The organism is Bacillus sp. ISL-7 (genome assembly GCF_018613065.1).
Map to the genome: position 1 here is coordinate 108,360 of NZ_JAGGQW010000069.1, position 25,609 is coordinate 133,968.

At 38.8% G+C, this 25,609-nt stretch carries 28 protein-coding genes; 6 read left to right on the forward strand and 22 right to left on the reverse strand.

Annotated elements, in window-relative coordinates; genetic code table 11:
* Positions 1-100: 100 nt before the first annotated feature.
* From J7E66_RS26480 to J7E66_RS26530, 11 genes are all read right to left on the reverse strand, one after another.
* Positions 101-340, reverse strand: a complete 240-nt coding sequence (locus J7E66_RS26480) for a DUF2198 family protein (RefSeq protein ID WP_251033146.1) — start codon at positions 338-340, stop codon at positions 101-103.
* Between the two features lie 106 nt (positions 341-446).
* The gene (panF, locus tag J7E66_RS26485; protein WP_215005610.1) at positions 447-1,898 is read right to left on the reverse strand and encodes a sodium/pantothenate symporter; all 1,452 of its coding nucleotides are present in this window, start codon (positions 1,896-1,898) and stop codon (positions 447-449) included.
* A complete protein-coding gene (locus J7E66_RS26490) occupies positions 1,895-2,179 on the reverse strand; it encodes a YhdT family protein (protein WP_215005613.1) in 285 nt (94 codons plus the stop codon). Before J7E66_RS26490 ends, panF begins: the two co-directional genes overlap by 4 nt.
* Positions 2,180-2,349: 170 nt before the next feature.
* On the reverse strand, positions 2,350-3,717 hold the full coding sequence (locus J7E66_RS26495; RefSeq protein WP_215005616.1) for a 4Fe-4S binding protein: 1,368 nt from the start codon (positions 3,715-3,717) through the stop codon (positions 2,350-2,352).
* Positions 3,704-4,141: a hypothetical protein gene (locus tag J7E66_RS26500; protein WP_215005620.1), complete on the reverse strand. Its 438-nt coding sequence runs from the start codon at positions 4,139-4,141 to the stop codon at positions 3,704-3,706. The genes J7E66_RS26495 and J7E66_RS26500 overlap by 14 nt, the downstream gene beginning before the upstream one ends.
* Before the next feature lie 277 nt (positions 4,142-4,418).
* Positions 4,419-6,635 carry a heavy metal translocating P-type ATPase gene (locus tag J7E66_RS26505; RefSeq protein ID WP_215005623.1) on the reverse strand — a complete coding sequence of 739 codons (2,217 nt, stop codon included), beginning with the start codon at positions 6,633-6,635 and terminating at the stop codon, positions 4,419-4,421.
* A gap of 81 nt (positions 6,636-6,716) precedes the next feature.
* Complete coding sequence (gene copZ / locus J7E66_RS26510; protein ID WP_215005626.1) at positions 6,717-6,923, reverse strand: copper chaperone CopZ; 207 nt, start codon at positions 6,921-6,923, stop codon at positions 6,717-6,719.
* A 23-nt stretch (positions 6,924-6,946) separates the two neighbouring features.
* Entirely contained in the window at positions 6,947-7,297 is a 351-nt protein-coding gene (locus tag J7E66_RS26515) for a metal-sensitive transcriptional regulator (protein WP_215005629.1), read from the reverse strand.
* A 427-nt stretch (positions 7,298-7,724) separates the two neighbouring features.
* Positions 7,725-8,681: a cation diffusion facilitator family transporter gene (locus J7E66_RS26520; RefSeq protein ID WP_215005632.1), complete on the reverse strand. Its 957-nt coding sequence runs from the start codon at positions 8,679-8,681 to the stop codon at positions 7,725-7,727.
* Positions 8,682-8,776: 95 nt separating this feature from the next.
* Positions 8,777-10,912, reverse strand: a complete 2,136-nt coding sequence (locus tag J7E66_RS26525; RefSeq protein WP_215005635.1) for a heavy metal translocating P-type ATPase — start codon at positions 10,910-10,912, stop codon at positions 8,777-8,779.
* Complete coding sequence (locus tag J7E66_RS26530; protein WP_215005637.1) at positions 10,905-11,273, reverse strand: ArsR/SmtB family transcription factor; 369 nt, start codon at positions 11,271-11,273, stop codon at positions 10,905-10,907. The genes J7E66_RS26525 and J7E66_RS26530 overlap by 8 nt, the downstream gene beginning before the upstream one ends.
* Positions 11,274-11,468: 195 nt before the next feature.
* Between J7E66_RS26530 and J7E66_RS26535 the strand changes: the two genes are divergently transcribed.
* The 5 genes from J7E66_RS26535 to J7E66_RS26555 all read left to right on the forward strand — a co-directional run bounded on the left by J7E66_RS26535 (position 11,469) and on the right by J7E66_RS26555 (position 14,398).
* A complete protein-coding gene (locus J7E66_RS26535; protein ID WP_215005638.1) occupies positions 11,469-11,663 on the forward strand; it encodes a hypothetical protein in 195 nt (64 codons plus the stop codon).
* Between the two features lie 21 nt (positions 11,664-11,684).
* On the forward strand, positions 11,685-11,852 hold the full coding sequence (locus J7E66_RS26540) for a twin-arginine translocase TatA/TatE family subunit (RefSeq protein WP_215005640.1): 168 nt from the start codon (positions 11,685-11,687) through the stop codon (positions 11,850-11,852).
* Positions 11,853-12,139: 287 nt separating this feature from the next.
* The gene (locus J7E66_RS26545) at positions 12,140-12,916 is read left to right on the forward strand and encodes an amino acid ABC transporter substrate-binding protein (RefSeq protein ID WP_215005642.1); all 777 of its coding nucleotides are present in this window, start codon (positions 12,140-12,142) and stop codon (positions 12,914-12,916) included.
* A gap of 63 nt (positions 12,917-12,979) precedes the next feature.
* The gene (locus tag J7E66_RS26550) at positions 12,980-13,639 is read left to right on the forward strand and encodes an amino acid ABC transporter permease (protein WP_215005644.1); all 660 of its coding nucleotides are present in this window, start codon (positions 12,980-12,982) and stop codon (positions 13,637-13,639) included.
* A gap of 15 nt (positions 13,640-13,654) precedes the next feature.
* On the forward strand, positions 13,655-14,398 hold the full coding sequence (locus J7E66_RS26555) for an amino acid ABC transporter ATP-binding protein (RefSeq protein ID WP_168245687.1): 744 nt from the start codon (positions 13,655-13,657) through the stop codon (positions 14,396-14,398).
* Positions 14,399-14,728: 330 nt separating this feature from the next.
* Here J7E66_RS26555 and cydS read toward each other — a convergent pair whose 3' ends face one another.
* The 11 genes from cydS to J7E66_RS26605 form a co-directional block, all read right to left on the reverse strand.
* Entirely contained in the window at positions 14,729-14,830 is a 102-nt protein-coding gene (cydS, locus tag J7E66_RS32985; RefSeq protein ID WP_374103889.1) for a cytochrome bd oxidase small subunit CydS family protein, read from the reverse strand.
* An 11-nt stretch (positions 14,831-14,841) separates the two neighbouring features.
* Positions 14,842-15,870 (reverse strand): cytochrome d ubiquinol oxidase subunit II, encoded by a 1,029-nt coding sequence (locus tag J7E66_RS26560; RefSeq protein WP_215005647.1) that lies wholly within the window; start codon positions 15,868-15,870, stop codon positions 14,842-14,844.
* Positions 15,867-17,213, reverse strand: coding sequence for a cytochrome ubiquinol oxidase subunit I (locus tag J7E66_RS26565; protein ID WP_215005650.1), 1,347 nt, complete (start codon positions 17,211-17,213; stop codon positions 15,867-15,869). The genes J7E66_RS26560 and J7E66_RS26565 overlap by 4 nt, the downstream gene beginning before the upstream one ends.
* Positions 17,214-17,461: 248 nt before the next feature.
* The gene (locus tag J7E66_RS26570) at positions 17,462-18,292 is read right to left on the reverse strand and encodes a cytochrome c oxidase assembly protein (protein WP_215005653.1); all 831 of its coding nucleotides are present in this window, start codon (positions 18,290-18,292) and stop codon (positions 17,462-17,464) included.
* A gap of 189 nt (positions 18,293-18,481) precedes the next feature.
* Complete coding sequence (locus J7E66_RS26575; RefSeq protein ID WP_215005656.1) at positions 18,482-19,084, reverse strand: undecaprenyl-diphosphatase; 603 nt, start codon at positions 19,082-19,084, stop codon at positions 18,482-18,484.
* Positions 19,085-19,120: 36 nt separating this feature from the next.
* Positions 19,121-20,287, reverse strand: a complete 1,167-nt coding sequence (locus tag J7E66_RS26580; RefSeq protein WP_215005659.1) for an MGDG synthase family glycosyltransferase — start codon at positions 20,285-20,287, stop codon at positions 19,121-19,123.
* A 195-nt stretch (positions 20,288-20,482) separates the two neighbouring features.
* Positions 20,483-21,082, reverse strand: coding sequence for a DedA family protein (locus J7E66_RS26585; RefSeq protein WP_215005662.1), 600 nt, complete (start codon positions 21,080-21,082; stop codon positions 20,483-20,485).
* An 8-nt stretch (positions 21,083-21,090) separates the two neighbouring features.
* Entirely contained in the window at positions 21,091-21,795 is a 705-nt protein-coding gene (locus J7E66_RS26590) for a polysaccharide deacetylase family protein (RefSeq protein WP_308162595.1), read from the reverse strand.
* Positions 21,792-23,180: a sensor histidine kinase gene (locus J7E66_RS26595; RefSeq protein ID WP_215005665.1), complete on the reverse strand. Its 1,389-nt coding sequence runs from the start codon at positions 23,178-23,180 to the stop codon at positions 21,792-21,794. Before J7E66_RS26595 ends, J7E66_RS26590 begins: the two co-directional genes overlap by 4 nt.
* 3 nt (positions 23,181-23,183) lie before the next feature.
* On the reverse strand, positions 23,184-23,882 hold the full coding sequence (locus J7E66_RS26600) for a response regulator transcription factor (RefSeq protein ID WP_215005668.1): 699 nt from the start codon (positions 23,880-23,882) through the stop codon (positions 23,184-23,186).
* Positions 23,883-24,187: 305 nt separating this feature from the next.
* Positions 24,188-24,781, reverse strand: coding sequence for a putative ABC transporter permease (locus J7E66_RS26605; protein ID WP_215005671.1), 594 nt, complete (start codon positions 24,779-24,781; stop codon positions 24,188-24,190).
* A gap of 210 nt (positions 24,782-24,991) precedes the next feature.
* Here J7E66_RS26605 and J7E66_RS26610 point away from each other — a divergent pair, with 210 nt between their 5' ends.
* Positions 24,992-25,600: a TetR/AcrR family transcriptional regulator gene (locus tag J7E66_RS26610; RefSeq protein ID WP_215005674.1), complete on the forward strand. Its 609-nt coding sequence runs from the start codon at positions 24,992-24,994 to the stop codon at positions 25,598-25,600.
* Positions 25,601-25,609 lie beyond the last annotated feature (9 nt).

Genomic DNA, 25,609 nt, shown 5'->3' on the forward strand with positions numbered 1-25,609 from the left:
AAAAACAAACCAATAATATGCGAACGAATATTCGTTTTTTTAAATTTCAACACAAAAAGCCTGCCATTTTCCTGACAGACTCACTAAAACTTCGAATGTATTAACTCTTATTAATGGCTCTCTGCATCATTTTTTCTGCCATCCAAAACCCTGCTGTTAACGAGAAGGCATCCACTACGATGAGCACAAATGTGTTGGTATACCCTTTATATACTGAAGTAGCAATCAGGGCAACGGTTAAAATTAGCCCGATGACCCGGTTGTAAGTAACCCTTGTAAAAAGCAAGACCAGCAGCCCCGGAAGAATAAGTGCTGACAAATATCGAATAACGGTTTCCAATGAGTACACCTCATTCATACATTAATTTCTGTTAATTCATTCTAGAAATTATTGCACATAATTGCAACAAAAATGATAGATGAACTGCCTTTCGAAGCCCCTTAGCTTATTTTTCCATTCTAACGTTGATCGTACCTTCGTTTTGCTGTGTAAATAAACTAGTTACCACGAATCCCAGGAGAGAAAGCAGAATAGGGAGGACCACCGTATGAAACCCAAATGCATTTGGATAAAATTGATCTAATAAAATATAAGAACCCATCCCTAAAACCATCGAAGTAATTGCCCCGTATTTATTGCCCTTACTCCAATATAATCCTAAAATAACCGGCCAAATAAAGACCGACTCGAGTCCCCCAAAAGAAAACAGATTCAGCCAAACGATTAAATCAGGTGGACTTAACGAGAACAGAATGACCACAATTCCAATAATCGCCGTCACGCTGAAACTAACCTTTTTCACAAGGTCGTTCCCTGCATCCGGCTTGATGTAATTTAAATAGACATCTTTTACTAGTGCAGAGCTAACTAGAATTAAAAGAGCGTCCACCGTCGACATAATGGCTGCCATCGGTGCAGCGAGAACGATACCCGCAGCATAGGGCGGCAGTACTTTCATTGATAACAAAGGCATAACAGTATCACCGATTTTCACACCTGGTAGAACAGGTCTTGCGAACACGCCAATGAGATGCATACCCAGCATGATAAAACCGACGACAATGGTTCCAATAATAATCGCACTATGCATCGCCTTCGAATTTTTATAAGACATCGCTCGGACAGCAATTTGCGGCAAGCCGACGACGCCAATCCCTACTAAAATCCAAAAGGAGGAAACAAAGGATGGCGTTAAACTACGTTCTGCACCATAAGGACTGATTAAATTAGGATTTTCCGTTGCTAAATCTGAGATGATCTTCGGGATTCCTCCACCTGCTTTAATTGTAGCGATTAACAGGATTAACGTTCCCCCAAACATGACCACACCTTGGATGGTGTCTGTGATCGCAACCGCACGAAAGCCGCCGACAATAACAAAGACGAGGACGGAAAAAGCAAAAATTAATAAAGCAGTCGTATATGGCAAGCCTGTTAAACTTTCTACCAAACGCGCTCCGCCAATCCATTGGGCGGTCATCGATGAAAACAAAAAGATGATAATACTTGCGGCTGAGAATAACACGACCGCTTTACTTTTATAGCGCTCTTTTAGAAAGTCAATTAAGGTGATTGCCTTGTACTGACGGGATATAATCGCAAATTTCTTCCCCAATACCATTAACGTAAAATAACCGGTTGCTAATTGGGCCATGGCAAGCAGGACCCAGCCTAATCCTTGCGTATAAGCAACCCCGGGCCCTCCGATAAAGCTGCTGGCACTTCCATACGTCGCAACCATCGTCATCGCCAGGATGAATCCGCCCATTTGGCGTTCCCCTAAAAAGTACTCCTCCAAGAAAGAATTGGATTTAATAACAAATTTGTTTGACCACATCCCAACAGCGAAGATAATCAATAAGAAAATAAGTAATGGTGTAATGACGGCCCAGTTCACTTGTTTTCCCCCTCTTCCACTTCAAAGGGAACATCCTTGAATAAAACTTTTACGGCAAAAATAACGAGTATAACCATAACAATAAAGCCAAGAATACAGCTGTAAAAAAACCATGCTGGCAAACCATATATGTACGAATATTGTTCTACTTTGGCCGAACCAAGCCCATAAGCAAAACCGTACCACCAGATAAAATTAATCAAAACAAGAATAATTCCAATTATAGCTTCTCTGTGAGCGATCTTGAAACGCTTGTCCAGTGGATTGCTGCTTTTTTTCATTTGATTCCTCCTGGGTGAAAATTCTCTCTAACATCATCAAGTTATTTTAACCAATAATGAAAAAATATCCAATTTAAAACTATTTTCTTCCATTAACTTTTCATAATATCAACACCAAATCTCCCTTATTAAGATTGTTAATTTTTTATTCAGCATTATTCAACCCTATATTAAACCCTATGCATCATAGGTAATGAGAATAAATAAATATTAGTGATCGCAAGAACAGTCATGAGTACGTAGTATGGAAGCATGTCCTTAAATGCTGTCTTTTTGCCTTTTCCCATTCTGTACATAACATAACAATTGCCTGCCAATCCAATTAAGATTACAATATATTGAATCATTTGTACGGTTGGTGTGGAAGCGAGACTTAAACTCGCTGGATTGGAATCGACCCCAAATAATCTGATCGAATTAAACCAAACGGCCTTTCCCTCAGTGAAGATATGGAACAGGTTATGAGCCAGATGTCCTGCTAAGTCTAAAGGAATAATCGCATAACCAAAACGTGTAAAGTTCTTTTTGAGTGTGCCTTCCATTCCAAGGAAAGAAGCAATTTTAGCAGTGCCTAACAATAATAGGATTGGTAATGCCATAGCAATGATAAAGGCGATCGTAAAGTTAACAACATAGCTTGAAGTACCAGTAACAGACCCTATTGCCTTTAAGATATCCTGCCAAGGTTCAAGCATCGTAATATTTTGTACGAACACAATGCCCATAATAACAGCAGCTAGGGAAGCATGCTCAAGCTTTGGATTTTTTAAGCCCCATAACTCTTTCGTCGGAACTCTGGTTGTAATTTTGACGGAATTATTTGGACAGTTTTTCACACAGTTTCCGCAAATATTACATTCTGCACTCGACTCCATTGTTCTAGGGAATTGGAACATTGGACATCCTTCCACACCTTCAGTTCCTTTATAGCAGGATTGCACTTTACATGTTTTACAAATATCAGGTGTTGCCTGAACTTTTAAAGCTCCAGATCGTGAATAATTCCCAGCAAGACCACCAAGGAAACAAAGCGTCTTACAGAAGGTTCTTCTTTCATAAAAAACGGAGGTGGCTACAACCATTGTGACAAGTAAAAGCAATAAGTAACCTGAACCTCTTGGTGACTCGACAATTCCCCACACATGGTCACTATAAGTAATCATTATAAAGAATAAATCAATCAACCAAATTCCATATTTTTTTAAAAACTTAGGCATTGGTCGCTTGCTGCCAACAAATTTCCGGACAATATCACTTAATTTACCGAACGGACAGATGGCACACCAGAAGCGGCCAGTTACTAAAAATAGAACGGGTATAATCGGCCACCATAACACCCATGTCATCGTGGTACCAAAGTTTTTACTTGGATCAACAGTTCCCATTACTAATTCATAAACAATAATGGAAAATACAAAGATAACGATCCATTGAAAGATTCCAGGATACCATTTGCTTTTAACAAATTTCTTCACAACTGGTATAGATAGAAGATCAAAAGATTCCTTTTCAGGTAAGTTTTTCTCAGGCATTGCCATTGTTTAAATCCCCCTTTCTTCTAAACCATTTATTCCAAACACCTATTAAGATAAATGATAGATTTACTGCTCCAAAGGTACCTAACACTTTATAATTTGGCGGTACTTCAACCACTGCTGCATGATGATCGTGAGCTTCACCACCGCTACCTTCCATGTCTGTTCCACTGTCATGATTCATTCCTTCCATGTCCGTTCCACTGTCATGATTCATTCCTTCCATGTCCGTTCCGCTGTCATGGTCCATTCCTTCCATGTCATCCCCCTCACTGGATGCATCTTGACTCTTTGTACCACTATTTTTGAGGTTCTCTGTGGCTTGTTTTATGTTTGGGCTATGAGAATGCCCCTTATCTGCTAAAGCCCTTACATCGAATGAGAAAATAAATACTAATGTAAAAATAAGTAAATATAGTTTTTTCAACTTTTCCACCTCCAAAAAGTTAATTATGGATCTAATGTTCATATGTATAATGTACTGGGGAAATTTGCAGTTTCTATGCATTTTTGTTGGATATAATATGGCATATAGATTTTCGATTCATTTGTTCATACAATTGTAAAATCTGACCTCTATTTTTTAAATTTAGAATTAAATTACACTTTGACTTTAATCCAAACAAAAAAGAAGAACCGATGCGGCTCTTCTTTATTTCTATGATTATACATATTGTAAAGTAACCTTCACATAATGCTCATCTCTACATTTTAACTTTTTGCAAACGTATTGCATTGAGAACAACAGATACTGAACTGAATGCCATTGCTGCACCTGCAAGCCATGGCGCAAGGAATCCAAGAGCAGCGACTGGGATACCAAGTGTATTATAAGCAAGAGCCCAAAAAAGGTTTTGCTTAATATTACCGATTGTTTTTTTACTCATGAAAATGGCATCTGCGATACTATTTAAATCCCCGCGAATAAGAGTTATATCAGCCGCTTCCATTGCCACATCTGTTCCGGTTCCAATGGCCATTCCAATATCTGCCACTGCAAGGGCTGGTGCGTCATTGATTCCATCTCCGACCATTGCCACTTTATTTCCCAGTACCTGTAATTTCTTTATTTCCTCTGCCTTACCTTCAGGAAGGACCTCAGCAATCACATGGTCGATCCCCACTTGAGCTGCAATGGCTTTTGCAGTCTGTTGGTTATCGCCTGTAATCATAATTACTTCAATTCCCATGCTCTTAAGTCGACTAATAGCAGTTTTGGATGTCTCTTTAATAGTATCTGCCACAGCAACCATACCTGCAAATTGGCCATCTATAGCAGCAAGCATAGCTGTTTTCCCAACCATTTCTAATGCATTCATCTGATCATAGGAGTTTTCGACAGGTACGTTAAACATATTCATTAACTTCCTTGTTCCAACTAACAGCTCTTTTCCATCCACTTTAGCTTTTATACCAAATCCAGGGATGGCTTCAAATTTCGTTACATCCTTTAAAGATATACCTTTTTCTTTTATTCCTTGAACGATTGCTTGTGCTAGTGGATGCTCTGATTGTTTTTCAGCTGAACCAACCAGTGATAGGAATTCTTCTTCTATTAAATTTTGATCTGTGAAAACATCTGTTAATACTGGAGTGCCGTTTGTAACTGTGCCGGTTTTATCTAAAACAACAGTAGAAATTTTATGCGTCATTTCTAAATGTTCTCCGCCTTTAAACAGAATTCCGTATTCGGCAGCACGGCCTGAACCTGCCATGATGGAAGTTGGCGTTGCCAATCCCAATGCACACGGACAGGCTATAACAAGGACTGCTATCATTTTCTCAAGTGCATTCGCAAAATCACCAGGAGTTACCCATACATACCAAACGATAAACGCGAAAAGGGCAAGCGCAACAACAATAGGGACAAACACTCCAGAAATCTGGTCAGCAAGGCGTTGAATAGGAGCCTTGGAACCTTGTGCTTCTTCCACTACTTTAATAATTTGAGATAAAGCCGTATCCCTACCTACTTTTGTTGCTTCCACTTTTAAAAATCCATTTTTATTGATCGTTGCTCCTATTACTTCATCACCTATCTTTTTATCAACTGGGACACTTTCACCTGTCAGCATCGACTCATCAATAGCTGAGCTACCCTCAACAATTTTTCCGTCTACTGGAATTTTCTCGCCAGGCTTGATATGCAGAATGTCGCTAACGATCACTTCTTCAATTGGTACTTCCTGTTCCACTCCTGCTCTTTCAATGGTTGCTGTCTTTGCTTGAAGACCCATTAGTTTCTTAATCGCTTCAGATGAACGCCCTTTTGCTTTTGCTTCAAAAAGCTTCCCAAGAATAATTAACGTAATAAGAATGGAACTCGTTTCATAATAAAGTTCTACTGAATGGGCCATACTTCCGATTGAAAGCAGCGATAGATACAAACTATAAAAATATGCAGCTGATGTACCTAAAGCAACAAGAACATCCATATTAGCACTCATATTTTTCAACGCTTTATAAGCTCCAACATAAAATTGTTTTCCGATAAAAAACTGCACCGGAGTAGCCAAAGCAAACTGAACCCACGGATTCATAAACATTTTTGGAACCCAAATAAAAGAGGTAAAGGAAAAGTGTCCAACCATTGCCCATAATAGTGGGAAAGAAAGGATCGCAGAAAAAATAAATTTTCCAGTTTGTTTATCAATTTCCTTTTGACGATAATCACTTGTGTCTATTTCATCTTCCTTAATATGAGCACCATAACCAAGGCTTTCCACCTTTTTAATGATATCGCCTGAAGAGAGTTCCGCACTTTTATATTCCACTGTTGCTTTTTCCAGTGCCAAATTCACATTTGCTTTCACTACCCCATCTAACTTATTTAGACCTTTTTCGATCCGAGTAGCACAAGCCGCACAGGTCATTCCGGTTATGTCAAATTCGTTTTTTTCATTTACAACATTTTGACTCATAAATGCCAACTCCTTATACCCTATATAGGTATATTTTTTTGTAAAAAGAACGTGCTATCAACTAGCACGTCTTTTCACTATTTATTTCACATCGTACCCCTGGTCATCGATGGTCTCCTTAATCTTTTCTAATGAAACCTCTTGTTTATTAAACTCAACATCTACTTTAGCTGCTTTTAAATCAACTTTTACAGAGCTAACACCTTTTAGTGCACCGACACTTCCTTCTACCGCTTTCACACAATGACCGCATGACATTCCTTGAACATTCAATATTACCTTTTCCATTTTAATACTCCCTTTCACATTATTTATTTTTTTATAAGTCTTTGAATAGTGGTTATTAACTCATCAACAACTTCATGGTCACCCTCTTGAATTCTCTCGACCACACAACTTTTCATATGGCCTTCCAAGAGTACTTTAGCAACGCTGTTTAAAGCTGATTGAGTAGCTGCAATCTGAGTAATGACATCATCACAATACGTATCTTTTTCAATCAAACCTTTTATGCCACGAATCTGTCCCTCGATACGGTTTAATCTTGTGACAAGATTTTGTTTTGTTTTATCTGAATGATGGCTTTTTCGCCCAGATGTTAAAGTATCACAATGTTCACTACTATGATGAGGTTTAATGTTAACAGGATCGTGATTATTCATTATCACCCCTCCTTCAACTTAATATTACCATACCCCCCTATCCTATGTAAATAATCAATTTTGGAAGTTTTTTATTTTTTTATTAGCCACATGCTTTAAAATATATTTGGAAAAATAGTAAATTTTGTTATGAAAGTATTAACCCTCCATATTTGATAATACTTACAAAACAAAAAAACAACGATTCATCATTCGTTGTTTTTTTGTTTTGTATCAGGGTTATAAAGACCAATAAGTTAATGTATCAAAAATTCCTAAAAGTAACATCAGAATCCCAGAAATTATGGAGAATAACCAACCTCTATAACTTTATTAACTTCCTCTTACTAAACCGTTATAGTACCTTTATACATACCCATCCAAACCATCATTTTTATGTCTAAAACAGCAACTCCTAAAAAGAAACACAACTGTTTTGTCTTAGTGGTTATATTGTACCTTCAGGCTGCAAGGAACAACTATAAGTTCCTTTTTCAATTTGAATAGTGGCATGTTCAATGCCGAATTGGTCATGCAATTCCTTTGTTAATTTTTGAAGCAGCTCATCATTATCATCTATTTTAGATCGAATTATATGAACGGTTAAAGCAGCCTCTGTCGTACTCATTCCCCAAACATGCAGGTCATGAATTTCCAAAATCGTTGGTAAACCACTTAAGTAATCCTTAATTTTATTAATATCAATGCCTTCTGGTACAGCATCCAATGACAAATTAATGGATTCCTTTAATAATCCCCACGTACCAAATAAAATGACAATTGAAATTAAAAGACTTACTAGAGGGTCAAGCCATTGCCATCCTGACCAAAGAATAATAAGCCCTGCAATCACTACCCCAAGTGAAACTAAGGCATCCGCAGCCATGTGCATGAAAGCCCCACGGATATTTAAATCGTTTTTTCGTCCTGACATAAAAAGTAAAGCTGTAAGAGTGTTAATCACAATACCAATGATTGCTACGATGATAACAGTTTTTCCTGCAACTGGTTCTGGAGAAGAAAATCGTTGGATAGCCTCCCAGGCAATAGCACCAATTGCTACTAATAAAAAAACAGCATTGAATAGCGCAGCTAAGATGGAACTTCTTTTATATCCATAAGTCCGCTTTTTAGTAGGTGCTTTTTTTCCTAACCAAACGGCAATCCAAGCAATAATTAAACCTAAAACGTCACTTATGTTATGTCCTGCATCCGCAAGCAGTGCTAAAGAATCCCCTAAGATACCGTATATAATTTCAACAATAATAAAAATGGTATTTAAAATAATCCCAAATCCAAATGCAAAGCCCAAATTAGCTGGTGCATGACTATGGCTATGTCCATGACCGTGACCGTGACTGTGACTGTGCCCATGGTTATGACCATGGCTATGATTATGTCCCATTCCTATCTCTCCCACTAAAATTAAATATGACAAGCATGCTCAATTGCTTGTTGTACCCTTCCATTAAAAGGCTTCCCACTTTGGGAAGCCCCACTTTATTTGTCTTTTACTCGGAGAAGTCGTAAACCATTAAGTGTCACAATAAGAGTTGCTCCCATGTCTGCGAATATCGCAATCCACAGGGTTAACCAACCTGGAATCACTAATAATAATGCTAAAAGTTTAATTCCTAATGAGAAAGTGATATTTTGCTTGATGATAAATAATGCTTTCCTGCTTAGTTTTAACGTAAATGGTAGTTTCCCTAAATCATCTGCCATTAAAGCTATATCAGCTGTTTCTATAGCTGTATCCGTACCAGCTCCACCCATCGCTATTCCGACTGTGGATGCAGCTAGAGCTGGTGCATCATTTACACCGTCTCCAACCATTGCCACACGGTCAAATTTGTATCTTAGATCTTTAATAAAGGTTAATTTATCTTGAGGTAAAAGATCTGCTTGTATATCAGAAACTCCTACCTGCTTTCCAATCGCATTGGCGGTCCCTTTGTTATCACCCGTTAACATGATGGTTTTTTGAATACCTAATGAGTGAAGTTTCTGTATCACTGATTTACTGTTCACTCTCACTTCGTCTGCAACTGCGAGTAGTCCCAATATTTCAGTTGAAGTACCTGCAACCATCACTGTTTTACCTTTATTTTGCAGGTCAGAAATGGTAGCTTTTAAATTCGCTGGTATTCCATTTGATAGGACCTCATCGAATAAATTAGGGCTTCCCACATAATACATTTTACCGCTGACCCTACCTTTGATGCCTTTACCTGTAATGGAAGAAAAGTCTTCAATCACAAGATCTTGATAAGGTAAGTTTTCCTGCTCTGCTTTCTTCATGATTGCTGAAGCCAAAGGATGCTGAGAACCCTTTTCTAAAGCAGCGATAATGGAAAGAAGTTCATTCGAATTTGAATTTGGTTGAGGTAGAAAATCCGTTACAACAGGAATTCCTTCTGTTAAGGTACCTGTTTTATCAAAGGCAATGGCTTTAATAGCTCCCATTTCCTCTAAATGAATCCCACCTTTGATCAGAACCCCGTTTCGCGCAGCATTTCCGATTGCTGTAACAATAGATACAGGAGTGGAAATGACAAGAGCACAAGGACAACCAACCACTAATACGGCAAGACCCTGATAAACCCATTTGCTCCAGTCCCCATCAAATAAAAGTGGTGGAAGTACGGCCACTAATAGCGAAATAAACATGATAACAGGTGTATAATACTTAGCAAAGCGATCAACAAATGCTTGTGATGGAGCCTTTTCTGCTTGAGCTTCCTCTACAAGGTGAATAATTTTTGCAATAGTCGTATCGTCCACATGTTTAGTAACTTTTACTTCAAGCAGTCCTTCTTCATTTAGTGTTCCTGCGAACACTTCATCATCTATGGTTTTCGACACTGGAACAGATTCACCTGTAATCGCAGCTTGATTCACAGCGGATAATCCTTTAACTACTTTTCCATCCATGGCAATTTTCTGTCCTGGTTTTACAATTAAAATATCCCCAATCCGAATATCGTCCACTTCTACAGTAAATTCTTGATTACCTCTTCGTATTAACGCCTCTTTTGGAGCAATATCCATTAAGGAACGAATCGATTGTCTGGCTTTATCCATTGAATAGGATTCTAGAACCTCACTAATGGCAAACAGGATGACAACCGTTGCTCCTTCTCCCCACTCACCGATAATTGCTGCTCCAATAACGGCGATCGTCATCAAGGTTCTCATATCAAACTCTAATTGAAATAAGTTCTTCAATCCTGTCGTAAATAGGCGATGACCGCCTACTAAAATAGAAGCCCCATACGCTAAAATCGATGAGGTACTCTCTTCACCATACATTTGTCCTGCCATCCACCCAATGATCAAGAAAACCAATGAGGCGATAACAGATGAATGTTTTTTCAAAAAAGGCTCTTTTTTCTCTTCAAATTTTTGTTTTTCAGGTATGACTTTAATATTTTCAAAGGCCCCTGCTTTCTCTATTTCCTCTATAGTTGTTTCACCAAAAACTGTAAGTTTAGAAGCACCGAAATTTACACTTGCATTAGCAACACCATCCAGGTGTTGTACGTTCTTTTCGAACTTTGTCGCACAGCCCGCTCAGGTGAATCCCTGTACACGGTAAACGGTTTTTTCATTGGTTTGTTCTAAAGCGTTACTCATGAGATTTCACCTCCTTTTGATGTTCAAATGCAATCTTTATCAATTGTCTTACATGATCATCATCTAATGAATAAAATACTAATTTGCCCTCTTTTCGATATTTCGCTAATCCTAAATTACGAAGAAGTCGTAAATGATGGGATGCAGTAGCTGTTGAACTTCCTACAATGTTTGCTACGTCACATACACATAATTCATCTTCTTCACTTAAGGCGTAGGCGATTTTTATTCTAGTATCATCTGATAAGGCTTTGAATATTTGTGATACAGACATAGTATCTTGCTGTGAAATAGATCCTTTTAAACGTTTTACTTTGTCTTCAGCAACACAGGTTACTTCACATATATCATCGTGCTTCATTTTTTCACCACCATTATTCAAACGTCTATTTGATTATTAGTATATGTTGGTTCAAAAAAATGGTCAAATATTTATTTGAATGTTTTATCATAAAATTTTAAATTTTCTATTGACAGAAAGAATGTCTCTGAAACAGGGTATTGACACAGACAAATAAAGTTGCATCGAGAAAACTTTTCAGGAAGAGGTAAAAGCATGTCAGACAAAAAAATTTCTCGACGAGATATTTTAAAAATAGGTACTACAGGAGCATTAGGGATAGCTGGGAGTGTTTATTTAAGTAAAGTAGCCCCATATTCCCAAATGGTTCATGCAGAAGAAAAAACAACAAGTCACAATAATCATTCTGCAAATCACTTTGTGTTATTAGGCACGATGCCTTTTTCGTAAAATAATTAAGGGGTGTTTGGAATGGAAAATATAGGATTTGGTGGAGCCTTAATTATACTTGTTATTGCACTAATTGTTTTTGGCCCGAAAAAACTTCCAGAGCTAGGTCGTGCAGTGGGATCTACACTTAAAGAATTTAAACAGTCAACAAAAGGGATATTGGATGATGATCACGATAAAGAAAAATAAATAAACTTCTATATAAAAGGTGGCTCATCATGTTAAGACGATGAACTACCTTTTTTATATATTCCTAAATCACAAACAAAAAAGAGAATTGTCCTGATTGTTCTCCATTTCAATCTGATCAGCTTCTCTTCTATATTCCATTAACTTGCTTTGAGTATATTCAATTTTCATATTATTTATAATGCTATTGTATTAAATAATATTATAGCGTTATAATATATTAGTGTAATAATTCGGTAACGTACTAAAGGAAATTTAAAATAAATAGCTAAGGTGGTAGTTCTATTATGAAACGGTTAATACCTATGATTCTAGTAATAGCAGCACTATTCTCGGTCCTTACAGGATGTTCGTCTAAATCATCAGGAGCAAAGGACAACACGCTCGTGATTGGGATTGATGATAAATTTGCCCCGATGGGTTTCCGCGATGAGAACAATAAAATTGTTGGTTTTGACATCGACTACGCAAACGCAGCTGCTGAAAAGATGGGGAAAAAGGTCAAGTTTCAACCAATTGATTGGAGCACAAAAGAAGCGGAACTTAGCAGTGGACGGATTGACCTTATTTGGAACGGATACACTATTACGGATGAACGTAAAAAGAAAGTTCTTTTCACGAAGCCATATTTGAAGAATGCACAAGTGGTTGTTACATTGGCTGATTCAAAGCTTACTAAATTAGATGATTTAAATGGAAAGGTTGTTGGACTGCAAACACTATCTTCTGCAGCAGATGCTTTGGATGCTGCACCTATTAAAACCAAAATTAAGACAGTTACCGAATTTGCTGATAATGTCCAGGCATTAACTGACTTAAAGAGCGGTCGTTTGGATGCAGTAGTAATTGATGAAGTTGTTATCGATTATTATATGAAAAAGGAAAAAGAGTCTTTTAAAGTACTTCAAGAATCACTTGCTCCTGAAGAATACGGAATTGGCGTTAAAAAAGGGAATGAAGCATTACTTGAAAAGTTACAAAAAGCACTCGATGAGATGAATGAGGATGGCACAGCAGCAGGTATCTCTGAAAAGTGGTTTGGCGAAAATAAAGTATTAAACTAATACCGAATATAAGGCGAACAGGATTTCCATTGGGAACCCTGTTTTGCTTTTGGAGGAACATATATGTCTTTTGATTATCTGATTTCCATACTTAAACCAATGCTCGAAGGCGCCCAGATGACAATCCTCTTGTTTGTCATTGCGATTGTGGTTTCGATTCCACTTGGGTTTATATTAACGCTGGCTGTCGGCAGCCGTTTTAAGCCTGTGTCTCTGCTTGCACAAGGATATATTTACGTGATGCGCGGTACACCGCTCTTGCTTCAGCTGTTATTTATCTGTTTCGGGCTGCCGATGATACCAGTAGTTGGAGAATATTTAGTTTTGGACCGCTTTGTCGCTGCCTGTTTAGGTTTTATCTTGAACTATGCTGCCTATTTCGCCGAAATCTTTCGCGGCGGGCTTCTTGCGATTGATAAAGGTCAATATGAGGCATCGCAAGTGCTCGGCCTGAATAAATGGCAGACGTTAACAAAGGTCATCCTTCCGCAAATGTTCCGGATCGCCCTTCCTGCTGTCGCGAACGAATCCGTTACATTGGTCAAAGATACCGCACTGCTTTATGCGGTTGCCGTACCGGAATTGTTGCATTTTGCGCAGACAGCTGTAAACCGCGACTTTACCATCGTTCCTTTCTTCGTCGCCGGTATTATTTACTTGATCATGACGCTCCTCTTAACGATGGTCTTTAAATGGCTCGAAAAACGGTTCAAATTTGAATAAGAAGGAGAGATAACTATGCCTGTCATGGAAATAGCTAACCTCAAAAAATCGTATGGGAATTTGGATGTCCTAAAACAGATTAGCTTTGATGTAAATAAAAATGATGTGGTAGCCGTCATTGGTCCCTCCGGTTCCGGGAAGAGTACGATGCTCCGCAGTTTGGTCCATCTTGAAAAAATAGACGGTGGCACGATTTGTGTCTCCGGTAAGCATTTAGTAAAGGACGGCGTCTATGCGAAACCCCTGGAGATTAAAGAGATCAATGCAAAAATGGGGATGGTCTTTCAGCATTTCAACCTCTTTCCGCATCTCACGGTGAAAGAAAATTTGGAACTAGCTCCAAAAATGCTGAAAAAGGAAGCGCCCGCTAAAATTCAGCAACGAAGTAGTGAACTACTCGAGAAAATCGGGCTTACTGACCGGGCAGCAGCCTATCCAGCCAATCTCTCAGGAGGGCAAAAACAACGAGTCGCCATTGCCAGAGCGCTCATGTTAAACCCAGAAATTCTGCTTTTTGATGAGCCTACTTCTGCATTAGACCCCGAATTAACTGGTGAGGTTTTACAAGTGATGAAGGATCTGGCCGAAGAACATATGACGATGATTGTTGTGACACATGAGATGGGATTTGCTAAGGAAGTAGCAAACCGGGTTATTTTTATGGACAATGGGGAGATTGTGGAATCTGGCTCGCCCGCGGAGTTGTTTACAAACCCTAAGAATGAACGAACGAAGGCTTTCTTGAAGCGTAGCTTATAAGAGTATGGTTGGATAATAAATGCGGGTTTCGATGTTCATCGAAGCTTCATGAGGACAATTTTCACTTTTCCATCCTTAGGTTTGTCCTCATGAACTCCTCATGAGGACAGTTTTCAATTTTCCATCCTTAGTTTTGTCCTCATGAACGCCTCATGAGGACAGTTTTCAATTTTCCATCCTTAGTTTTGTCCTCATGAACGCCTCATGAGGACAGTTTTTACTTTTCCATCCTTAGGTTTGTCCTCATGAACTCCTCATGAGGACAGTTTTTACTTTTTCATCCTTAATCCTGTCCTCATGAACACTCCATACCGATTTTACAGTCAGTTGTTATTTTTCCACAGAATCATCTTTCGGAGCAATCCAAAACGCCACTACAATCGACACAATCATCACAAGAAACGGGGCATAAAAGAGCAAGAAATCATCCACGTTCATTCCCCCTAAGCATGTTCATCATTTCGATTCCCTTGTACATATTCCTTGTTAAACAGAAACAATTTTAGCAGAAGATATAGCGATGGCAGGAGTAATCCTAACCCTGCAATGAAGGCAACAATCAGGGCAATCGCCATCGATTGATTCGTAAAACTATCATAAAGGGTGAGATAGGGATACAGTAAATAAGGATAATGGGAAGCGCCATAGGCCAAAAAGGCAAGCGCAAATTGCCCGACTAATAACCAGAATGCCAAACCGTACGCACGCCGCTTCCAAATCAAATAAACGGTTCCAGCAAAGAAAACGACAGACAATCCGAACAACCACCAAAGGTCGAGTAAGCGCTGATAATGTTCCGGATTGTGTATCCTCATTTCTATGATAATACCCGCAGCCGTGATAATGGCAGGTCCTGCCCAACTAAGTGCATATTTGCGTAGAAGGTTCGTTGCCGCCTTATCCTTTGCATGATGGGCATACCATGTCAAGAATACAGCGGAGATATATAATACGGCTGTCAGACTAAGGACCACAATACTCCACGATAAAGGACTGGTAAACAATGCCCAATAATCAAGTACAGGCGCAGAACTTTCCATTGTCACAAAGCCGCCTTCTGAAATCGTCAAGACACTCGACAGCGATGCTGGAATAAATAATCCCGTCAACCCATACAAAATGGTGTACCGTTTATGTTTGAGTCCCCCGTAGGTTGTAAAGGCATAATAAGCTCCCCGAATCGCTAGCAAAATAATCGCAATGCTTGCCGGCACAAGTAAGGTGGTGCCGAAGTAATAAGCCGTTTTTGGAAAAAAACCCACCATCCCGACGAAGAAAAACACTAAAAAGACATTCGTGATTTCCCAAACTGGCGATAAATAGCGTTGAATAATCTTCGTCAAAATATGCTGTTTCCCGGTTAATGTACTAAACGCGTTAAAAAATCCTGCCCCAAAATCAATGGACGCAATGATAATATATCCAAAGAGAAACAACCCCAATGCGCTTATTCCGACGATTTCCAGTGTCATAGCACATCACCCGCTTTCTCGGAGGCTCTATCGGCCAATTCCCGTTCCACCGTGTTCTTCCGGAACATTCGCCAGAGTACAACTGCACTGCCAACCCCGAGGACAAGATAAAGCCCAGCAAATAAAACCAACATGATATCCACTTGACCGCTTGTTGTCGCTGCATCTTTAGTTCGCAAAATCCCACGCAGGACCCAAGGCTGACGGCCGACCTCGTCCAGCCACCACCCCGCCTCAATCGCAAGAATGGAGAGAGGGCCGCCGAGCACTAGCAGCCAGCGAAACCATTTGGATACAACGAAACGCCAGTGGCGCCAAGTACCAATTACATACACCAAAGACAAAACGGTCATCCACATCCCAATCGTCACCATCGTATCGAATAAATAGTGGATATACAGGGGCGGCACTTCATCCTTCGGAAATTGATCAAGTCCTATCACTTCTGCATTAGGGACTTCATGAGCCAGAATGCTGAGTGCAAAGGGAATTTTTAGTGCATATTTTACTTCGCCATTATCCAGGACACCGTATAAGACAAGTGGTGCACCTTTCCCGGTTTCAAAGTGCCACTCGGCCGCAGCTAATTTTTCTGGCTGATATTCGGCCAAATACTTTCCGGAGAAATCCCCTAAAAGAGCGGTTGCTACGGAAAAGACGAAACCGAGCTTTATTGTTAAAAACAAAGCCTTTTTATGATACGCATGGTTTGACCCCTTAAGTAAACGAAAGGCACCAATCGCAGCCAGGACAAACGCTGAAGTCATATAGGCGGTGACAACCACATGGGCTACCTTTGTCGGCATCGCCGGATTAAACATCGCGATAATAGGACTGACATTTACCAACTGCCCCCCAACCAAATCAAATCCTCGAGGTGCATTCATAAACGCATTGACAATCGTAATAAAAACAGCAGAAAAGGAGGCTCCCAACGCAACAGGAATCAGCAGGAGCAGATGTTTTTTCTGGTCCTTAAACCGATCCCACGTATATATGTAAATACCTAAAAAAATCGCTTCAAAGAAAAACGCAAATGTTTCCATAAATAACGGCAGGGCAATCACATTTCCCGCTAGCTGCATAAAATTGGGCCAGAGGAGTGAGAGCTGTAACCCTATCGCGGTCCCTGTCACAACGCCCACAGCCACGGTAATCACAAATCCCCTTGTCCACCTTCGAGCTAATAAAATATAATGTTCATCTTGTTTCTTTATCCCCACCCATTGAGCAATCATAATCATCAGCGGAATCCCGACACCAATGGTTGCGTAAATGATGTGAAAAGACAAGGTCAATTCTGTGAGGACACGACTAAAAAATACTACTTCCTCATTACCCATTAAACTCCCTCCTTTCTTATCCTGAAAATAGCCTTCCAATGATCGACAGTCCCATAATGGATGCAACAATAAACGCCAGCCAAATGAGCTTCCGCTCTTGTTTTTTGTAAATAAAAATCCCACCTAATCTTTTGGCTAATTTAATTAATAAAGCACACTTCTTACATACCATTCCCAAAATTATGGCGGAATATATTTAACGGCACTGGAAAGTATCCGGACACAGAAAAAATAGTGGGAAGTGGCGGTCAGTCAACAATTCCCACCACATTCCCACTATTCATTTTTTTACCAAGACGAACGGTCAAGGTTAATCCTAATTTATGCATTCCCAACATTAGGATTCCCGCAAACAATTGATCAAGTCTTGTATTAAATGGTGATGGCAGTATATTGAGAGAACTTAATTGCGAAGGTGAGATACAAAGGTTCGCGGTTAGTTGTGTAAGTAGAGGATTATTCATTCCACCAATAAAGGCAGTTAATATGAAAAGCAAACAGGCAGGCATTAATACAAGCCCGCTCAATAATAGATAACGTTTATTTTGCCCTTTTGAACCATACTTCTTCGAGTCAGGAGATGCTATTGGCCCCCACATCCTAAAAGAAAGGACAAACAGCACAAATAGGTACCCATTATGGACAAACGAATTTTCAGAGAGAGTCCTTAAAACTACTGGGAAATGGTATATCAAGAACATTGCTCCAAAAGCATAAAGTGCAGCAATTGGCGGTAAGAAAAACTTGCTTACTCTTACAAAAATGGAGAGATGACGAATTTGCTGGAGAAATGCATCTGGAATTCCTAATAAAAATAGAGGTGGGATGATAAAGTATAAAATGCTCATTTGCAGCATGTGCAAACTATACGACAAGTGACTTATGGTTTCAAATGGACTGCCAAAGGTTCCGTACATAATGCTTAAACTGAGGAAAAAAAGCAGGGGTTGTTTTTGATGAAGCTTTATTTTTGTAAAAGAAAGTACTAAGACTACATATAAAACCGCTATACAAATGAGGCAAGCTAGTAATGGTGTATTCCACAACGATTGACCTTCCAACCACATCGCATAGAACATGATATCCTCCTTCCTACTCTGGGGATATTTACTTTTTAAGCGAGCAATTAACTTTAGATTTTATGCCAGTTTAGCTGATTTATGACAAAAAAGAAGAACCTTAGTGGCTCTTCCTTTTCCATATTCAGTTTTACTTTCAAAGCAAAGTCCCTCTTTAACGCATACAAAGCCGCTGCCTCGTTCGGCTTTCTATCTTTTTCTGACTAGACGGGTCTTTTTTAAAAGATTACTCTCAATTTTCTCATAGTACTCAATTAACCAAAGGATTAGTTTGTTCATTTCCTCGAATCGAACTAGTAAGAAATGGATGGCAAAAGCTACACTTGTCCCTATGAGCATTCCTGCTACCACATCTAAAGGATAATGTACTCCTGTCCAAACACGGGACAGAGCAATGCCTGCAGCTAAGACCAACCACATCCAGCCGTCACGTTTTTTCCAAATCCAAATGGCCGTCGCAATCACGAATGCGGCAGTCGCGTGGTCACTTGGAAACGAGGCGTTTTTCACATGAGGGATTAACCAGTTTACATGATGGGTGACAAAAGGACGATTCCGGTAAAAAAAGTGACCTATTTCTCCATTTATACTTAGCGCAACGCACGCGGCCAGGATTGCTTCAATAACCATTTTTCGGTTTTGTGATTTATGATAAAACCAATAAAAAATGATTCCCGCAAAAAATAAATACTCTGCTTTTTCTGCTAAAAATATCATTAGTGGGTTTAAAAATCGCTCACTTATTGCAAGGTGATTTATTATTTGAAAGATACCATAGTCTATGTGAGACATCTTAACTAACCTCCAGATTCATGTGTTTCAACAAACTTAAATTCTCAAAGGAGAAGAATATCTAACCAATCTCGACTGTCTGCTGCTCGTCTTTTGGTCAAGGGTTTTTTCTATCAACTCCACGATATTTTCCGGCTTCTCTAGCTCAATTCCCTGCTGGTAAGCATCAATAGCATCCTCCCAGCCTTTCATTTTTTTCTGGTTCGTTAAAACACTAAGCAGCTGTTTTTCCAATGGAGTGCTCTGATCAAGATCAAACACTAGCTCTTTCCGCTTTAAATATAGGAGATTTATTTCCTCCTGCCCTGGAAGTGCAGAATGAACAAAGATTGGCAGTCTTTTTCGGATTGCTTCACTTATAGTGACTCCACCCGGTTTTGAAATTATCGCATCCACTTCTTCATACAGTAAATTCATTTCTGATCTTGAAGAAAGATAGGTTAATGGTTTGATATGCTCTAAATCCCACGAAAGAATTTCATCATAAAGCTTCTTGTTATTACCACACAATACCAAGAAGTCTAAGTTTGTGGAGAGTTTTAACTCTTCCGCTAGTTTCAAAATCCCGCCCAAACCGCTATTTCCTCCAGATAATAAGATTTTGAGACGCTCGTTTTCGTGTTTCCGATGGAGGGTTTTCGTAATTTCTTCATGGACAGGAATACCAGTGACCATCAGCCGTTGGTTCGTGGTTTGATATTTTCTGCTTAGTTTTCGTTTGATCTCTTGGCTAGGGAGAAAATGAAGATCGATCCCCTCTCTTCCCCAAACACTATTAATAAAGAAATCTGTGTAAACGTTAATAATCGGTATGTCGCATTTTCCCTTCATTTTTAACTTACTAAGAAGATAAGAAGGGAACCCATGCGTACATACAAGTAAATCTGGTTTTTCCTCTGCTAACAATTGCTCCATTTTCTTCAAAAAGAGCGGTTGATACCATTTAAAGGAATGTTTTTTAGTTGGTGATACGTAAAAAAAGCTTTTATAGGCAAGATTATAAGTTTCTGGCGCGTAGCGGATCCAATTGAGATAGCCATTTGTAATCACTTTTTCTAACGATTTATTTGTATAACTTAACAAGTCGATTTTTTTAAATGTAAGATCATCTGTATGATTTTTTAACAGATCCATTAATGCCTCAGCAACTTGATGATGTCCCGATTGCATTTGTAAGAGTGGTAAAAACAAAATCTTCTTCACTTATTCCATCTCCTGTTCTACTAGAAATCGAACTTTGAAAATGATGATTTCTAAATTACCCTTTCAATGTATCACTCATTTCTTAAAAAACTCGTTTTTTAATGGATTTTTAATCTTACCTTCAGCTTTTTTTTAGCTTGGTCTAAAAAACAAAAACCTGAAAAGATGCCTTTTCAGGTTTTCTATTATTTTCTCTTATTCAGCTGATGCAGTTCTTTTCCTTTTTATATACTTAAGTATGACAAATAGCAGAAAAAGAATGAAAAATACCATTCCTAAATATGGAATATAGTCTGGATTTATATGAAATACCTTTCCTGCATAATAGCCTCCCACAATAAAAGGGATGGTCCAGAGAAGAGTGCCTAGCAGGGAAAAAAGGAAAAACCGCCGAAATGGAATGTTTGTAATCCCAGCAAAATACGGACTGATCTGCCTAATACCTGGCAGATAAAAACCGATAACGATTGTTTTGCGTACATTTTTCGTATATATACGACTTACTTTTTCCCAACGGTCATCGCTAATCCCGACATACTTACCGAATTTTTTTATAACAGGGGACCCTGCATATTTTCCAATCGAATAGGCTGTTTGCATTCCAATAAACGCTCCGAGAATGGAGCTTAGTATGGCTAGCCCTATTGAGAGCTTATGATGAAAACTCAGCACGCCGATTAAAAAGAGCAGCGATTCTTCAGGAGCAGGAATGCCCACAATACCAAAGAATAAAAAGAGAAAAATGACTAGGTAACCATATATATTAATATAATTAATAATTGTCTCTACATTCATAGCAGCCTCTAAAAGTTCACTTCTTTTAATGGGATAAATTTTGTGCCCTTATTTACATTTTCCTGTAAATAGACTTCCAAGCACTTTAGCATATAACGGGGAGCTAGCCTATCGGCACCCAAGGTTTCCCCACAATCATGAAGCAACAATACAGAGCCTGCTTCTGTCGTTTGGAGCAATTCTTCAAGCAGGCCGTTTTTACCCTTCGCTACCTTCCAATCACCGAAGATATGCGACCACATAATCACTTTATATCGCTTGCTCAAAAATAGGCTGGCACTATTAAAGCTCCCCCATGGCGGCCGGTAAAAGGTTACTGCTTCATTGGTGCAATCTTTGATTGCCTGTTCTGTCATTTGCAGTTGTTTTTTCAAGTGAAAGGGGGAAAGAATCCAACTCGAAATATGGTTATAATGATGAATTCCAATTGTATGTCCTTCCTGACTCATCCGTTTAATAATGGCAGGATAGGCTTTCACTTTACTGCCAACCACAAAAAAGGATGCCTTTACACCGTACTTTTTCAAAAGATCAAGTAATTGTGGTGTGTATTCAGGATTGGGTCCATCATCAAACGTTAAAGCAATAGCTGGAGCATGGATCGTTTTGATGATTCCCCTTCCGCTAATCCGTATCAGGATAGTTGGCAATATGGAATAGATAAGAAACAAAATGAATAAAAGAATAACACTTACGATCAATATTTTAATCACTCGAAAAACATTTCCTTTCCAACTTTACGTTTGGGTAAGAACAACTCCACCTCTGTTCCGACTCCCTCCGTACTTTTTACGATAATTTCCCCTTGATGCTGCTTCATAATATTTTTGGCAATCGACAAGCCTAACCCTGTCCCGCCTGTCTCCCTGCTTCGTGCCTTGTCCACCCGGTAAAACCGTTCAAAGACATTCTCTATTTCACACTCAGGTATGCCGATTCCGTAATCTTTTACCGTAATAATCGTCAATTGTTCCTTATCCTGTAAGTACACATCTATTTTATCTGTACTATATTTAATTGCGTTATCGATTAAGATTATCATTGCCTGCTTTAGCTTGACTTCATCCGCCATAACCGTAATGGCGGGTTCTTGGTAATGGAGGTTAATTTCCCTCTTATAAGCACTTTTAAGCTGCTTGAAGATATTCTCGCACAAGGAAACTAAATTGATTACTTTTGGTTCTAAAAGATGACCTGATTCTGTATCGGCTAAATCAAGAAACCTTTCAGTCATTTTTTGAATTCTTGTTGCTTCTGAATGAATCGATTCAATCGCATCATGGGCAACCTCTTCATTTTTTAACCCCCGTCTTAACAGTAGGTCTGCATAACTCTTGATCACAGTAAGCGGGGTCTTCAATTCATGTGAAGCATCCGAAATAAATTGCCGCTGTTTTTCGAGATTTGCCTCTAATCTGCCAATCATCCGATTAAACGTAACGGCCAATTTTTGCAATTCATCCTTTGTCTCATGTTGGATGATGATCTTTTTCGGGATCCCGCTTTTTTCAATATCCTCCATGGTGTTAATCATATTAGAGATAGGTTTCATAATCAGATTTGACAACCATCTACCACCGAGCAGTGATAATACCGCACCTAAAATGGTACAAAAGACAAGAATGGAAAGTAATAAGTCTTTTCCTGTTTCCAATCCCACTAATTTCTCCCCGAACTCTAGTGTTCCTACTACATGGCCATTTGATTGGATTGGCACCCTGACAATGGCAATTTGTTCTTCTTGATTTTTAAGTCTAATGGTCCGCCTTTCCGTACCTTTTTGAGTAGTAAATTGTGGTTTTATTTTAGCCGCTAATTTCGGATCATTCGTTACTTGATTAACTATTTTAGAATCTGGCTGAACGATCCTTATAAAGGACTGGTTCGTTAGATATGGGGTTAATTTTTCTTTAATAACCGCTAGAGAATCTTCCTTGTTGATTTCGTTTATCAAATAATCAGCCTTTTGAAGTAGTTCACCATCTTCCATATTGACAGTAATCTTCATAAATGAAAAAAAGACAACAGCATTCACAGCAAGTAACATACATAAAATCCATGCCGTAGTAATAAGATTTATTTTTGTGGTAATCTTCATTTGTTAATTCTCCCTTACGGTATAACCAATGCCCCTTACCGTCTGAATAATCGTTGGGTCAGAAAAACCTTCTTCCATTTTCTTTCGTAAATGTCTGATAAACACATCGATGACATTGGTTTCCCCTTCATATTCATAGCCCCAAACATGAAGGAGGATGCTCTCTCTCGTGACAATTCTATTTTTATTGGATAGCAAATAAACGAGTAAATCGAATTCCTTGGGAGTTAACGTGATGGAAGTCTCCCCCCTTTTGACCTCTCTTGTATCCAGATTAACAGTTAAATCCCTTATTTCTAATAAGGAGTCATTCGATTGTGATGCCATGACTGCAATGGTACTTTGACGAAGGCAAGAACGAATTCTTGCCAATAATTCCTCGATTTCAAATGGCTTGGTGATATAGTCATTCGCCCCTTGATCGAGTCCTGCTACCTTGTCCATGGTCATATTGCGGGCTGTTAATAAAATAACAGGGATGAGGTCATTCTCTTTTCGTATTTTTCTTAAAACCTCAATGCCATTCATTTCAGGCAGCATAACATCCAATAAAATTAAATCCAATTTTTCATGTAAGGCTGCCTGCAATCCCGATTTCCCATCATAAGCAACATGTACTTCGTATCCCTCATACTCCAGTTCGATCTTTAATATCTTGGCGATCTGTTTTTCATCCTCTACAACCAAAATCCGCTGTTTCATCGTCACCCCTCCTTTATATGGCATGAACCTAGGTTACAAATTTACATATTTTATAAAACCATCTTATTTTTTTAGAAATGATCTACTTCAATTTAGCATGATTTCTGCTTAGTTTTCTTTTTTTCATTGAATTTTAATCTTTTATTCAGATCACACCTGCCACAATCATTCGGCGATTCAATTAAAATATCAAAACTATTTGCTCAAATTCATCATCCATGGCCATGTATGATGATTGACGTATTAAAGCAAAAAACTCCTTCTTATATGTTATGGAAGGAGTTTTTTCATATGGTGTCAGGCACCTATTGGATTGGATTGGTTGGTTCATCGGTAATAAGGTCCTGCAATGAATGTTTCCGGATGGCTAATACAAGATCGGCAAGGAAGTATAATCCTACTGCAGACCAGACCCAGGCCCAATATGGTTCAATTGCTCCGTACATAGATGCAACCGCAGGATGGATCCATTTTACGCAAAGAAGGGAGAGGATACTCCAGCAGGCCGAGAAGGGCAAACAAATATGTCCATGAAGCTGCAAGGGTGAATCGGAATAGTCCCACCATTGCCGGTTAAAAAGCTTTTGTAATAATGCTCCCGTCACATATTCCACCATGGTGGGGATCAAGCAGCAGAGGAGGATTACCACTAGCCAATTTGTTTCTGGTGAAATCAAATATACCAGGAGGACAGGGGTAAAGCCGTACATCGGTTTAAATGGTCCAAATAAAAAATTCGGCTTAAAAAACTCCTGTTTAGTGAAAAAGTTATAACTGTTTTCAAGCAGCCAGCCTAACCATGAGTAGACTGTAAAATAAAAAACGATTGTTGCTGCTCCTTCAAGATTAAAAATATTCGGATTTTGAAACTCAATACCATTCAACAAGTTAAAGATCATGGCTAAACCACCTTTCATGGATAAGAATTTCCCATTTTAGGTTTAACAGCCACGCTGGCAAATATACAAAAAAATTCCTACTTCAAAATAGGAATCCCCTTTTGTTTATTCAAGAAAATTAATGTACACGATGTTTATTAACATCCACGATGTATATTATAATTTGTTTGGCAGGTATGGCAATTACCAATTTTCAAGGAGGGATTTGACATGTCGGAAAAATCAACAGATAGGCGGATCGTACGGACGAAGCGATTAATTCGTGATGCTCTAACAGAGCTAATGGAGGAAAAAGGCTTTGAAGGAATTACGGTTCGTGATTTAACGAAAAAAGCGGATATTAATCGGGGTACCTTCTATCTCCATTATCGTGATAAATATGATTTGTTGGAGCAGAGTGAGGCTCAGATATTAAATGAAATTGAAAAAATGACCCAAGAGATAAATCCAAATGATTTCTTGAATTTTAATAGTGAAAATGATCCATTTCCCTTCATCATTAACCTATTTGAGTTTTTCCATGAGAATTCAAGTTTTATGAAAGTGATTTTGGGTCCCAAAGGTGACGCATCCTTCCAAGGAAAATTGCGAGATATCATTAAAAAGACCTTTTTCCAACATATTATGTCAAAGATAAAAAGGGAAGAAATGCTTGTCCCCGTAGAATATCTATTTTCCTATGTCAGCTCTGCCCACCTTGGTGTGATTCAGCACTGGCTAGAAAACGGGATGGAAAAATCACCGCGGGAAATGGCGATGATCTTATCGCGGATCACATTATTAGGCCCAAGGCATGTTACCGGGTTGATAAAAAATTAGGCTGCCTTT